This is a genomic window from Vulcaniibacterium thermophilum (genome assembly GCF_007923255.1).
Taxonomy (GTDB): domain Bacteria; phylum Pseudomonadota; class Gammaproteobacteria; order Xanthomonadales; family Xanthomonadaceae; genus Lysobacter_F; species Lysobacter_F thermophilum.
The window spans coordinates 1-13068 of sequence record NZ_VOHJ01000050.1; the positions used below are offsets into that span (position 1 = coordinate 1).

A 13068-nucleotide genomic window follows, 5' to 3' on the forward strand; every position below is an offset into this window, starting at 1 on the left:
CGCGACGCTGGCCACGCGCACGCCGCCGCGGCCGGCGCGGCGCGCATCGGCCGGCAGCTCGACCAGCTCGGCGCCGTCCAGGCGCGGGTCCAGCTCGCCGCCCGCCAGCCGCGTCAGTTCGCGCACGGTGCTGACGATGCGCAGCGTTTTTCCGTCGCGGATCACCTCCAGCGTCACCGGCGCGCCGATGCGCTGCAGGCCTTCGAGATTGCGCAGGTCGTAGGCGCCCGCCACCGCCTGGCCGTTGAAGCCGACGATCACATCGCCCGGCTTGATGCCGGCCGCCGCCGCCGCGCTGGCGGACAGCACGCGCGTGACCGCCGCGCCGCGCGCCTCGCCGAGTCCGAGCTGGCGCGCGATGCCGGCATCGACGTCGATCGCGTCCACGCCCAGCGTGCCGCGCCGCACCACGCCGTCGTTGCCGATCAGTTGCTCGGCGACGCTGCGGGCCAGATTCGACGGGATGGCGAAGCCCAGGCCGATGTTGCCGGCCATGCTGCCGCGCGGGTTGAAGCTCGCGGTATTGATGCCGACCAGTTGCCCTTCGAGATTCACCAGCGCGCCGCCGGAGTTGCCCGGATTGATCGAGGCGTCGGTCTGGATGAAGTTCTGCAGGCCGATCCCCGGCAGGCCGCTGCGGCCGACCGCGGAGACGATGCCCGAGGTCACCGTCTGGCCGATGCCGAACGGATTGCCGACCGCGACCACGAAATCGCCCACGCGCAGCCGGTCGGAATCGGCCAGCGCCAGCGCGGTGAGGTTCTTCGCCGGAATGCGCATCACCGCGACGTCGGTCTCCGGGTCCGAGCCGATGAATTCCGCCGGCAGCGTGCGGCCGTCGGCGAGCGTCACCGACACCTCGTTGGCGTTCTCGATCACGTGGTGGTTGGTGAGCACGTAGCCGCGCTGCGCGTCGACGATCACGCCCGAACCCAGCGACTGGCTGAGCCGCTCGCGGCTCAGCTCCGGGAACAGGCGCTCGAAGATCGGATCGCCGGCGAACGGACTCACCCGCACGCGCTGGGTGGCGTGCACGCTCACCACCGCCGGCGTCACCTTCGCCAGCATCGGCGCCAGCGACGGCAGCGGCTGGCCGCCGACCGCGCCCGGCAGCGCGGCGGCCGGCAGCGCGGCGGAGGCCGCGGTGGCCGCCTGCGCCGGCGCCTGCAGACCTTCGCGCAGCGCGGTGGCCGCGAAGCCGCCGAACGCGGCGGCCAGCATCAGGGCGAGGAGGGTGGGGGCTCGGCGCATTCGCTACTCCGTGATTCGCTGGGCGGCCGGCGGCCGCGTCTGGCGCGCGGAATCGGGGCGCGCGCGGGCGATGTCAAGACGTCGCGCAGTCTCGACAGTCGCGCCGGAACCGCGGATGAAACCGCGCCGCGCTCGGGGGCGTCACGAACGCGCGGCAGACTGCGTTGTGCACCGCCGCGAGGCGATGAACGGTTGGAGCGCGAGCGCGCAAGACGTTGACGGCCCGCCGCAGCGGCGAGTAGGGTGCGCTTTCGTCGCCATCACAACATGTTGTGGTGGCGATGAAGGAAAACGCCCAAGCTTAGGGGTGGTTTGGGCGAGGTGTGGCGCTTGCACGCAAGGCGGACACATGCGGGACGCGGGCCGGGCTTCCATCACGCAGCCAGCCGCGGCGCGGCAGACGCGCCGCGCGCCCGACCGTCTCCGCCGTCCGTGGCGGCGCGCCCGCCGAGCACGAGAACGACATCGGCCGTCGCCCCCGTGGCGGCCCCTTTCAGGAGAGACATGAATCCATGAGCACGGTTCGCCTCGAAGCGGTCCCTTCCGAAGTCCAGGACGTGGAGATCCCGCTGCAGCCGGCGTCCCACGACATCTGGGACAAGAAGTACCGGCTGAAGACGAAATCCGGCGAGCCGATCGACGCCGACATCGACGCCACCTACCGCCGCGTCGCCCGCGCGCTGGCGGAGGCCGAGCCGACGCCGGACAAGCAGAGCTACTGGTACGACCGCTTCCTGTGGGCGCTGCGCCGCGGGGCGATTCCCGCCGGCCGCATCACCTCCAACGCCGGCGCGCAGGAGCACAAGCCCGCCACCAGCACGATCAACTGCACCGTCTCCGGCACCATCGAGGATTCGATGGACGGCATCCTGCAGAAGGTTCACGAGGCGGGCCTGACGCTGAAGGCCGGCTGCGGCATCGGCTACGAGTTCTCGACGCTGCGCCCGCGCGGCGCGTTCGTCGCCGGCGCCGGCGCGTACACCTCCGGCCCGCTGTCCTTCATGGACATCTACGACAAGATGTGCTTCACCGTGTCCTCCGCCGGCGGCCGCCGCGGCGCGCAGATGGGCACCTTCGACGTCAGCCATCCGGACGTGCGCGACTTCATCCGCGCCAAGCGCGAGGACGGCCGCCTGCGCCAGTTCAATCTGTCGCTGCTGATCACCGACGACTTCATGAAGGCCGTCGAGGCCGACGCCGACTGGCCGCTGGTGTTCCCGGTGCACGTGCAGGAGCAGGACGAGGTCGACCTCACCGACGCCTCCAAGGTGGTCTGGCGCGACTGGCCGACCAAGAAGAACTACATCGTCCGCGACGACGGCCTGGTGGCCTGCAAGGTGTACGGCCACGTCCGCGCGCGGCACCTGTGGGACATGATCATGGTCTCGACGTACGACTACGCCGAGCCCGGCTTCATCCTGATCGACCGCGTCAACGAGATGAACAACAACTGGTGGTGCGAGAACATCCGCGCCACCAACCCGTGCGTGACCGGCGACACCTGGGTGCAGACCAGCGAAGGTCCGCGGCGGGTGCTCGATCTCATCGGCACGCCGTTCCTCGCCCGCGTGGACGGGCGCGACCATGCCACCGGCGTCGAAGGTTTCTTCCGCACGGCGGTCAAACCGGTGGTACGTCTTGCGACCGTCGAAGGCCATGCGCTGCGGCTGACCGCCGACCATCGGGTGCGCCGCGTCACCGAGCTGACGCGGTGGTCGGTGCGCACGGAATGGTGCGAGGCGGGGCAGCTCCGTCCCGGCGACCGCGTGCTGCTCAACAATCATCGCGACGGCGCCCAATGGCGCGGGGCGCATACGTTCGAGGAGGGCTACCTGCTCGGCCTGCTGGTCGGAGACGGCACGCTCAAGCACGACGCCGCGGTGCTGTCGGTATGGACCGGAGCGGCGGCAGCCAACGCGTCGACGCCGGCGCCCGTCGCGCTGATGGACGAGGCGCTGCGGTGCGCGCAAAGCCTCCCGCACCGGAGCGACTTCGCCGGCTGGAGCGCGGTCGCCGGTCGCGGCGAGTTCCGCCTCAAGTCGGCCGCCCTGCGCGATCTGGCGTTCTCGCTCGGGATGAAACCCGGCGAGAAGGCGGTCACCCCCGCGATGGAGAAGACGTCCAGCGATTTCCACCGCGGCTTCCTGCGCGGCCTGTTCGATGCCGACGGCAGCGTCCAGGGCAGCCAGGACAAGGGCGTCAGCGTACGCCTGTCGCAGTCGGATCTGCCGCGCCTGGAAGCCACGCAGCGCATGCTGTTGCGTCTTGGCATCGCCTCGACGCTCCATCGCAACCGGCGCCAGGCCGGCGAAACCCTGCTGCCCGATGGCCGCGGCGGCGCGCGCATGTATCCCACCGCCGCCCAGCACGAGCTGGTGATCGCCGGCGACAATCTGGCCGTGTTCGCCGAGCGCGTGGGCTTCGGGGATGTCGCCAAGCAGGCCCGACTGAAAGCGGCGCTCGCGGGCTATCGCCGCAGTCTCAACCGCGAGCGCTTCGTCGCCACCGTCGATGCCGTGACCAGCGACGGCATCGAGGACGTGTACGACGTCCAGGTGCCGGGCATCAACACCTTCGACGCCAATGGCCTGCACGCGCACAACTGCGGCGAGCAGCCGCTGCCGCCCTACGGCGCGTGCCTGCTGGGCTCGGTCAACCTCACCAAGTTCGTGCGCCGTCCGTTCACCGACCAGGCGTACTTCGACTGGGAGGAATACAAGGAAGTCGTGCGCGTGTTCACCCGCATGCTCGACAACGTGGTCGAGGTCAACGGCCTGCCGCTTGCGCAGCAGCGCGACGAGATCCTGCGCAAGCGCCGCCACGGCATGGGCTTCCTCGGCCTCGGCAGCGCGATGACGATGCTGCGCATGAAGTACGGCTCGAAGGAGTCGCTCGACTTCACCGAGCAGGTCGCGCGCGAGATGGCGGTGGCCGGTTGGGAGATGGGCCTGTCGCTGTCGGAGGAGAAGGGCCCGGCGCCGATCATGGAGGAGGAGTTCGAGGTCACCGCCGAGATGCTGCGCAAGCGTCCGGAAATGAAGCAGGACGGCTGGAAGGTCGGCCAGAAGATCAAGGGCAAGCTGCTGCACGCGCGCTACAGCCGCTACATGCAGCGCATCGCCAGCGTCGCCCCGGAGCTGGTGGAGAAGCTCGCCGAGAAGGGCGCGCGCTTCACCCACCACAGCTCGATCGCGCCGACCGGCACCATCTCGCTCTCGCTCGCCAACAACGCCTCCAACGGCATCGAGCCCAGCTTCGCGCACCACTACAGCCGCAACGTGATCCGCGAGGGCAAGAAGACCAAGGAGAAGGTCGACGTCTACAGCTACGAGCTGCTGGCCTACCGCCACCTGGTCAACCCGAAGGCGATGCCGTTCTCCGACGATGCGGAAGCGAAGCTGCCCGAATACTTCATCAGCGCCGACGACATCACGCCGAAGGAGCACGTCGACGTGCAGGCCGCCGCGCAGAAGTGGGTGGATTCCTCGATCTCCAAGACCGCCAACGTCCCCACCGACTACCCGTACGAGGACTTCAAGGACATCTACCGCTACGCCCACCAGCAGGGCCTGAAGGGCTGCACCACCTTCCGCTTCAACCCCGCCGCGTTCCAGGGCGTGCTGGTCAAGGAGAAGGACCTGGAGAACACCGTCTACCGTTTCGAACTGGAGGACGGCAGCGTGATCGAGGTCAAGGGTAACGAGGAAATCGAGTACGACGGCGAGACCCACACCGCCGCCAACCTGTTCGACGCCCTCAAGGAGGGCTATTACGGCAAGTTCTGAGGATCCAGCGGAGCAGGGACGACAACCATGTTCGATGCACGACACGCTTTCGTCGCGATGGCCGCCGCCGGCGGTCTGACGGTCGCCTGCGCGGCTCGCCCGGTCACGCCCGGCGAGCAGCCGGCCCGTGCCCCGGCGGCCCTGTGCGGCGATGCGAGGATCGCGTTCGCCTGCCCGCTCCAAAGGCAAGGCTGGGCGGCGGTCTGCGTGGCATCGGACGGCTCGGGCCATCTGGTCGGTCCGGACGGAGGCCGCGCGGCATCGCCGCGCCACACCCGGCTTTCCTTTACGGGCGGCACCGGAGGCTATGCCTTCTCGACCGAGGACGGCGGTGTGCGGCGCGTGGTCTATTCGATCTCGGGTGCGCGCGGATTCGAGGAACAAGGCTATCTGGAGCAGGCGGCGGGGGCGTCCCGGGCGCGACGTCACGACCGCTGCCAGCCAGGCTCGGCGGAGGCGCCCGACGATGCCGCCCTCCTCGATGCGATCGAGCGCTGGCCCACCGACGTCGAATTGCAGACGCGCGGCCTGCCGGAGCGCCAGTAGGACACCGCCATGGCCGCACGTCTGGATCGACCGAACTCACCGCGCGAGTACGCCGACTTCCTGCTGGTGCGTGCCCGCGAGGCGGGCATTACCGAGCGGCGCGAGCTCGCCAACTTCATGGCCCACGCCCAGATCGAAACCAACGGCTTCCGCTCGCTGGCGGAGAACATGAACTACAGCGCGCGCCGCCTGCTGGAGGTGTTCCCGGGCCGCAACGGCATCGATCGCCTGGAAGAGGCGCAGCGCATCGTGGCCGGCGGCCCACGCGCGATCGCCAACGCGGTCTATGGCGGAACGTGGGGGCGTCGCAACCTCGGGAACACCGAGCCCGACGACGGCTGGAACTTCCGCGGCCGCGGCTACTTCCAGCTCACCGGCCGGGCCAACTACGCCGCCGCCAACGACGGCCTTCGCGCCGTCCTCGGCGTCGACATCGCCCAGCACCCCGAACGCCTGGCCGACCCCGAAGTGGCCGCGGCGACGGCCATTCACTACTGGAAGACGCGCGTCGTGGCCCGCGGCCATCAGGACGACATCACGCGATCGACCTATGCCCTCAACGCCGCGGGCCTGCATCTGCACGAACGGCGCGAGGCCGCCGCCGAGTGGGAGCGCAAGCTCGAGCGCGGTTATCAGCCGGTGAGCCGGTACCGCGAGTCCTTGCCGCGCATGGCGGACGAACCCGTCCTGCCGTTCGCAAGCGCGCATCCCGCACATGCGCTTCATCGACAGGCGTACGAGCGCTTGCAGGCACTCGAACGGCAGCGCGGGATCGATTCCGGGCCGCACACGGCCAAACTCGCGCTCGCGCTGACCGACGAGGCCTTGCGCGCGGGTCTGACGCGCATCGACCGGGTGGAACTGAACGAGCTCGGGACGAAGGCCCGCGCCGTCCAGTTCTCTTCGCTCGGCGACGATCCCCTGTTCAACAGCACGTCCGCCGCGGTCGACATCGTGGCGGCGCTGCGGCGTGCGGCCGCCGAGCCCGAAAACGGCGCGATGACCGCATCGGCGTCCGTAAGCGCGGCGACCGAAGTCGCCTCCGTCAGACAGGCGGTCGCGCGATGACCCGCTGTCCGTCGTTAGGCTGGTTCCGGATGCGATGCCCCGACAGCAGTACAGAAAGTGCGACACGGCCGGGCGTGCCTGACGCCCCGCGCGGAACGCGGGCCGGTTCCGCGCGATTTTCCGGCCCCACGCGGCCAGCGCCGCGCGTCGTTCTCGCCAATCACCTCTCGAGGAGACAGCAGTCATGGGTAACGGCAACGGAGTGACGGCCACGCTCACGCAAGCCGTCGAAACGGTGAAGGAAACCGCCAGCGAACTCGGCAGCGCGGTGGTCGAGCGCGCCGGCGGCGCGGTGCAGACCGCGAAGTCGGCGGTCACCAAGGCGCGGCGCACCGTGCGCAAGGCAGCCGGCACCGCCACCGAGGCGGTGGGCACGGTGAAGAAGAAGCTCGCGGCGGCGTCGAAGACCGCGCGCCAGCAGGCCGAGGAACTGCGCCGCGGCGCCAGCGCGCGCAAGGCGGCGAAGAAGACCGCGCGCCCGGCGGCGAAGAAGGCGGCGAAGAAGGCCGCCGGCGCCTCGGCCGCGAAGACGCCGGCGAAGAAGGCCGTCGCGCGCAAGCCGGTCGCGAAGAAGCCGGCGGCGAAGAAGACGCTGAAGGCTTCGGCCGCGAAGTCGCCGGTGAAGAAGGCCACCGCGCGCAAGACCGCCCTGCGGTCGCCCGCGCAGAAGGCGGCCAAGAAGTCCGCGCGCAAGGCCGCGCGCCGCTGATCTTCAACCCCTCCCCCGCTGGCGGGGGAGGGACGGGGTGGGGGAGGCGACTCCCCGCCAATCACCCCACCTCCCCTCGCCCGCGGGGGGGCGAACAAATCCCTCTCTGCGGGGGAGGGCACGGTGGGGGCAGATCCCGCCGCATCCCCCGAACGACACAGCGAACGCATCACCAGGAGCAAGGCCGATGGCCGTCAAGATCGAGAAGAAAATCAAGGGCTACAGCGTCGTCACCCCGGAAGACCGCGCCAAGGACCAGCAGGCGCCGGCGCCGGCCGCCGCGGCCCTGCCGGCCGAGCCCGCCAACGACAACGTCATCCAGATGTCCGAGCGCATCGAGCGCCCGGAAGTGCTGGTCGGCGCCACCTACAAGATCAAGTCGCCGCTGTTCGAGCACGCGCTCTACGTGACGATCAACGACATCGTGCTCAACGCCGGCACCGAGCACGAGCTGCGCCGCCCCTTCGAGATCTTCATCAACTCGAAGAACATGGACCACTTCCAGTGGATCGTCGCGCTCACCCGCATCATGTCGGCGGTGTTCCGCAAGGGCGGCGACGTCACCTTCCTGGTCGAGGAAATGAAGGCGGTGTTCGACCCTAGAGGCGGCTACTGGAAGCCCGGCGGCGTCTACATGCCCTCGCTGGTGGCCGAGCTAGGCAGCATCGTCGAGCAGCACCTGAAGTCGATCGGCATGATCCCCGACCCCGAGATGAGCGAAGCCCAGCGCGCGCTGATCGCCGAGAAGCGGGCCGCGTTCGAGGCGCGCCAGAAGCACGACACCGCGCCGGTCGCATCCGCCGAATCCATCGCCGTCACCGGCGAAGGCGCCTCGTTCCCGCCCAGCGCCACGATGTGCCACAAGTGCAGCACCAAGGCGGTGGTGATCATGGATGGGTGTGCGACTTGCTTGAATTGTGGATATAGCAAGTGCGGGTGACCACCAGACGCGAAGCCGCTCCGCTTTTGGACCAGAACGCCGGGCGGCGGTTACGAGCGGATGCTCGGTGATGAGCGGGACGTTCAACCTCTACTGCGACGAGAGCTGCCACCTGCCCCATGATCGGCAGCCTCTGATGGTGCTGGGCGTTGTCAGTTGCCCCGCCGAGAAAGCTCGGGAGGTCGCCGTGCGTCTGCGCGAGATCGAGCAGGCCCACAGCCAGCGTAGCCCGGGTAAGCGAAGCGCACCCGGGGCTTTGAGCGGGTAGGCTGGCGCGACCCCGGGTGCGGGCTTCGCCCTTACCCGGGCTACAAGGAAACACGCAACGGAGACGCACAGGGATGGTGCGCTATCGACGCAATCGCGTCCCGCATGGGACGTTCTTCTTCACCGTGACCTTGCGCGACCGGCGCGACGACGCGCTGGTGCGACATGTCGACGCCTTGCGCGCATCATGGCGTGTCGCCCGCGCACGGGTGCCGCACGAGGTGATCGCGGCGGTGGTGTTGCCCGATCATCTGCACGCGGTCATCGCGGTGCGCGATGGCGTCGGCGACTACTCGCGCCTGTGGCAGGCGATCAAGAAGGGGTTCACCCGGCGTATCGCACCGCGCGGACCGTCGCCGTGGCAGGCACGGTTCTGGGAGCACACCATCCGCGACGAGCACGATCTGCGCGCGCACGTGGATTACGTGCACATCAACCCGGTCAAGCACGGGCTTGTCGCGTGCGTGGCGGAGTGGCCGCATTCGACCTTTCACCGCTACATGCGGCAAGGCCGGTTGCCGCGCGATTGGGGTGGCGTTGTCCCCACCATCGCCCGCACGGGCGAGCCGTCTTGACGTAGCCCGGGTAAGCGAAGCGCACCCGGGGTTGGACGGGGCAGGGGGTGTGGACCCGGGTGCGGGCTTCGCCCTTACCCGGGCTACGGGTTGGCGTGGACTACGGGTTGCGGGGACCCGGGTGCGGGCTTCGCCCTTACCCGGGCTACGGGGGGGGGCGTGGCTACGGGGCGCGTAGGCCGAATGCCTGGCGCACGCGTTCGCGGTAGGCGGGGCCGCTGGTGAGGCGCATGCCGGTGGCGAGGCGGAAGACGTAGCGGCCGGATTCGAGCGTTTCGATCTCGCCCACCGCGGCGATGCGCACGATGCGCGAGCGGTGGATGCGCACGAACCGGCGCGGGTCGAGCTGCGATTCCATCGCCGTCATCGTTTCGCGCAGCACCAGGCGCTCGGCGCCGACGTGCAGTTCGACGTAGTTCAGACGCGCGATCACGCAGTCGATCGACGCCACCGGCACCATGCGCAGGCGATGGCCGACCGGCACCGGCAGGCGCTCGGGAAAGGCGTCGCCGGGCGGCGACGCGGCGCGCTGGCGACCGGCGCGCGCGCGTTCCAGCGACAGCCGCAGCCGCTCGCGCGAGTAGGGCTTGAGCAGGTAATCGACCGCGCCGTGTTCGAACGCGTCCACCGCGTGCTCGCCGAACGCGGTGACGAACACCACGTGCGGCCGCCACTCGGCCGAGGCGCGGTGCAGCGCGCCGAAGCCGTCGATGCCCGGCATCTGGATGTCGAGGAACACCACGTCCGGCTTCATGCGCGCCAGCGCGGACGCCGCCTCCTCGCCGGTGCTGCATTCGCCGACGATGTGCACGCCGTGCTCGGTGCCGAGCATGCGTCGCAGGCGCGCGCGCGCCATCGGCTCGTCGTCCACCACCAGCACGCGCAGCGGCGCGTCGGTCATGCGGCCTGCACCGTCACCAGCGGCAGCGACACGCGCACGCGGGTGCCGCCGCCCGGCAGGGTCGCGATGTCGAGCGCCTGCGCCTGACCGTACAGGCACTCCAGCCGCGCGCGCGTGTTGGCCAGGCCGACGCCGAAGCCCGGCCTGGGCGGCGCGCCGGCGCCGTCGTCGAGCACCTCCAGCACCAGCCGGTCGCCGTCGCGCGCGGCGCGCACCGCCACCGTGCTCGGCGCGTCGCGATGCGCGACCGCGTGCGTGATCGCATTTTCCACCAGCGGCTGCAGCATCAGCCGCGGTACCTGCGCGTGCAGCACCTCGGGCGCGACCTCGCGGCGGAAACGCAGGCGATCGCCCAGCCGCACCTGTTCGATGCCGATGTAGCAATCGACGATGCCGAGTTCCTCGCGCAGCGAGGTGTGCTGCTGCCGCGTCGCCGCCAGGCTGTGGCGCAGCAGACCGCCGAGCTGCACCAGCATGCGGTCGGCGGCGTCGACGTCGTGGTGGACCATCTCTGCGATCGAATTGAGCGCGTTGAACAGGAAGTGCGGATTGAGCTGCGCCGATAGCGCGTCCAGCCGCGCCCGCGTCAACTGCTCCTGCAGCGCCTGCGCCTGCCGCTCCCGCGCGCGCGAGCGTTGCGCGTAGACCAGCGCATGGCCGACGCCGACGATCAGCAGCCCGGTCAGCACGTTGCGCAGGCTGGTGGCGAGCATGACCTCGGCGGTGCGCGGCAGACTGCGCCAGCCCACCCACGGTTCGAGCAACGGCACGGCGACGGCGCGGAACGCCGCCACCACGAGCACGGCGAACAGCAGCCAGGCGAACGGCGCGGCCCAGCGCTCGCGCTCCAGCGGCGCGCGCGCGACCCACCACAGCAGCCACAGCGTGCACGGCACCCACAGCGCGGCGCTCGCCAGTTCCGAGCGCAGCACGTCCGGCAGGACCACCGGCTGCCCGCGCGAGGCCAGCACCGCCACCACCTGCACGGTCGAGATGAGCCCGTTGAGGGCCCACCAGCCGATCACACCAACGACGAGAAGCCACGGGACCCTGCGCATGGCCGGTGAGGCTAGACCCCGCTCCCCACCCCCGCAACCGGCGCCGCCGCGTTCGTCCCCGGTTTCGACCGTTTCGTCCCAGCCGCGATCGCGGCGGGCGCCGGCGCCGCTACGGTGGCGGCGTGTGTCCACCGTGCCCGAGGTTGCGCCGATGCCGTGTCCGCGTCCCGTCCGCCCGATCGCCGTCGCAGCGCGCCCGGCCGTCCGACCTGCGGCGACCGCGGCGTGGCGGCCGCGCCGCTACGCTCGCCGGCGGGAGGTGACCGCATGAGGCGCGCGTTCGCGCGGTGGGTGCTGGCCGCTGGGCTGCTGGTGCCGGCGATAGCCGGCGCGGCCTCGCCGCCGGTGCGCACCGACCATCTGCAATCGCGTCTCGTCGCGGAAACGACCGCCGCGGTGCCGGGCACGACGCTCACGCTCGGACTGCTGCTGGAGCACGATCCGCACTGGCACACGTACTGGCGCAATCCGGGCGATTCGGGCCTGGCCACCACGATCGCGTTGACGCTGCCGGCGGGCGTCACGGCCGAACCCATCGCGTGGCCGCATCCGCAGCGTTTCGAGCTGTCGGGCATCGTCAACTTCGGTTACGGCGGGCGGCGGCTCTTGCCGGTGACGATCGCCGTGCCGGCCGACTACGCCGCGCCGACGCTGCCGGTGCGCGCAGCGGCGAACTGGCTGATCTGCGAAGTCGAGTGCATTCCGGGCAAGGCCGAGTACGCGTTCGAGCTGCCGGTCGCGGCGAAGGCCGGGATCGATGCGCGCTGGAGTGCCGATTTCGCCGCCGCGCGCGCCGATCAGCCGCGCGCGTCGACGGCGACGCTCGCGCTGGCCGCGGACGCCGACGCGATCGCGCTGAGCCTGCGCGGGCTGCAGGCGGAGGCGGCGCCGCCGCAGTGGCAGTGGTTCCCGGAAACGGCGGAAGTGTTCGCCAACGGCGCCGCGCCGCAGTGGCAGCGCACGGCCGACGGCTGGCAGGCGCGCTGGCCGAAGAGCGAGTACTTCACCGCGCTGCCGGAGGAGGTCGCGCTGGTGGCGGTGGACGGCGCCGGCAGCGCATGGCGTTTCGCCGCTTCGACCGCCGGCGCCGCGGCGAGTCCGGCCGCCGCGCCGGGCGTCGCGATCGAGCCGCTCGGCCTTTTGACCGCGCTGCTGCTCGCGTTCGCGGGCGGGGTGATCCTCAACCTGATGCCGTGCGTGTTCCCGGTGCTGTCGATCAAGGCGATGGCCGCGCTGGGCTCGGCCGACGACCGCGCCGAACTGCGCCGGCATGGCCTGTGGTACGCGCTCGGCATCGTCGCGACCTTCCTCGCGCTGGCCGCCGCGCTGCTGGCGCTGCGCGCGGGCGGCGAGCAGCTCGGCTGGGGCTTCCAGTTGCAGGAGCCGCGCTTCGTCGCCGCGGTCGCGCTGCTGCTGTTCGCGATGGCGCTGTCGTTCTCCGGGGTGTGGGAGCTCGGCGGGCGCTTCATGGGCGCGGGACAGCGGCTGACCGAAGGCCACGGCGCGCGCGCGTCGTTCTTCACCGGCGCGCTCGCGGTGGTGGTGGCGAGCCCCTGCACCGCGCCGTTCATGGGCACCGCGCTCGGTTGGGCGCTGGCGCAGCCGGCATTGGCGGCGCTGGCGGTGTTCGTCGCGCTGGGGCTGGGGCTTGCGGCGCCGATGCTGCTGCTGGGCTTCGTGCCGGCGCTGGCGCGCATGCTGCCGCGCTCGGGGCCGTGGCTGCAGGGCTTCCGCCAGCTGCTGGCGTTCCCGCTGTACCTCACGGTGGTGTGGCTGCTGTGGGTGTACGGCGAGCAGACCTCGCCGCTGGGCATGGCGCGCGTGCTGGCGGCGCTGACGGCGCTGGCCTTCGCGCTGTGGCTGATCGGGCGCCGGCCGGCGATGCGCTCGCGCACGCTGCGCGCAGGCGCCGCGCTGGCGGCGGCGGCGACGGCGCTGCTGGCGCTCGCGCTGCCGCTGTCGGCGCCG

10 protein-coding genes are annotated in these 13068 nt (G+C 71.0%); 7 read left to right on the top strand and 3 right to left on the bottom strand.

What is annotated here, in order from left to right; genetic code table 11:
• Nucleotides 1-1251, bottom strand: a 1251-nt coding sequence (locus tag FQY64_RS13775; RefSeq protein WP_146475180.1) for a trypsin-like peptidase domain-containing protein, incomplete at its 3' end; no start/stop codon positions are given.
• Between the two features lie 512 nt (nucleotides 1252-1763).
• On the opposite strand from FQY64_RS13775, the gene FQY64_RS13780 reads away from it, so the two are divergent.
• From FQY64_RS13780 to FQY64_RS13810, 6 genes are all read left to right on the top strand, one after another.
• A complete protein-coding gene (locus tag FQY64_RS13780) occupies nucleotides 1764-5036 on the top strand; it encodes an LAGLIDADG family homing endonuclease (RefSeq protein WP_146475182.1) in 3273 nt (1090 codons plus the stop codon).
• 27 nt (nucleotides 5037-5063) lie between these two features.
• A complete protein-coding gene (locus FQY64_RS13785; RefSeq protein WP_146475184.1) occupies nucleotides 5064-5582 on the top strand; it encodes a hypothetical protein in 519 nt (172 codons plus the stop codon).
• Between the two features lie 9 nt (nucleotides 5583-5591).
• Nucleotides 5592-6650: an XVIPCD domain-containing protein gene (locus FQY64_RS13790; RefSeq protein WP_146475185.1), complete on the top strand. Its 1059-nt coding sequence runs from the start codon at nucleotides 5592-5594 to the stop codon at nucleotides 6648-6650.
• Between the two features lie 184 nt (nucleotides 6651-6834).
• Complete coding sequence (locus FQY64_RS13795) at nucleotides 6835-7359, top strand: hypothetical protein (RefSeq protein WP_146475187.1); 525 nt, start codon at nucleotides 6835-6837, stop codon at nucleotides 7357-7359.
• 187 nt (nucleotides 7360-7546) lie between these two features.
• The gene (locus FQY64_RS13800; protein WP_146475189.1) at nucleotides 7547-8299 is read left to right on the top strand and encodes a TSCPD domain-containing protein; all 753 of its coding nucleotides are present in this window, start codon (nucleotides 7547-7549) and stop codon (nucleotides 8297-8299) included.
• Nucleotides 8300-8640: 341 nt separating this feature from the next.
• Nucleotides 8641-9141, top strand: a complete 501-nt coding sequence (locus FQY64_RS13810) for an REP-associated tyrosine transposase (protein ID WP_146475193.1) — start codon at nucleotides 8641-8643, stop codon at nucleotides 9139-9141.
• A 163-nt stretch (nucleotides 9142-9304) separates the two neighbouring features.
• Here FQY64_RS13810 and FQY64_RS13815 read toward each other — a convergent pair whose 3' ends face one another.
• Together FQY64_RS13815 and FQY64_RS13820 are read right to left on the bottom strand one after the other, a co-directional pair.
• Nucleotides 9305-10042 (bottom strand): LytR/AlgR family response regulator transcription factor, encoded by a 738-nt coding sequence (locus FQY64_RS13815; RefSeq protein WP_146475195.1) that lies wholly within the window; start codon nucleotides 10040-10042, stop codon nucleotides 9305-9307.
• Nucleotides 10039-11100: a sensor histidine kinase gene (locus FQY64_RS13820; RefSeq protein ID WP_146475197.1), complete on the bottom strand. Its 1062-nt coding sequence runs from the start codon at nucleotides 11098-11100 to the stop codon at nucleotides 10039-10041. Before FQY64_RS13820 ends, FQY64_RS13815 begins: the two co-directional genes overlap by 4 nt.
• Before the next feature lie 267 nt (nucleotides 11101-11367).
• Between FQY64_RS13820 and FQY64_RS13825 the strand changes: the two genes are divergently transcribed.
• Nucleotides 11368-13068, top strand: a 1701-nt coding sequence (locus tag FQY64_RS13825) for a cytochrome c biogenesis protein CcdA (protein ID WP_146475199.1), incomplete at its 3' end; no start/stop codon positions are given.

What these genes read in the sequence shown, in the direction of transcription:
- FQY64_RS13780 (WP_146475182.1), top strand. Translation starts at nt 1,764, where the DNA reads ATGAGCACGGTTCGCCTCGAAGCGGTCCCTTCCGAAGTCCAGGACGTG.
- FQY64_RS13785 (WP_146475184.1), top strand. Translation starts at nt 5,064, where the DNA reads ATGTTCGATGCACGACACGCTTTCGTCGCGATGGCCGCCGCCGGCGGT.
- FQY64_RS13790 (WP_146475185.1), top strand. Translation starts at nt 5,592, where the DNA reads ATGGCCGCACGTCTGGATCGACCGAACTCACCGCGCGAGTACGCCGAC.
- FQY64_RS13795 (WP_146475187.1), top strand. Translation starts at nt 6,835, where the DNA reads ATGGGTAACGGCAACGGAGTGACGGCCACGCTCACGCAAGCCGTCGAA.
- FQY64_RS13800 (WP_146475189.1), top strand. Translation starts at nt 7,547, where the DNA reads ATGGCCGTCAAGATCGAGAAGAAAATCAAGGGCTACAGCGTCGTCACC.
- FQY64_RS13810 (WP_146475193.1), top strand. Translation starts at nt 8,641, where the DNA reads ATGGTGCGCTATCGACGCAATCGCGTCCCGCATGGGACGTTCTTCTTC.
- FQY64_RS13815 (WP_146475195.1), bottom strand. Translation starts at nt 10,042, where the DNA reads ATGACCGACGCGCCGCTGCGCGTGCTGGTGGTGGACGACGAGCCGATG.
- FQY64_RS13820 (WP_146475197.1), bottom strand. Translation starts at nt 11,100, where the DNA reads ATGCGCAGGGTCCCGTGGCTTCTCGTCGTTGGTGTGATCGGCTGGTGG.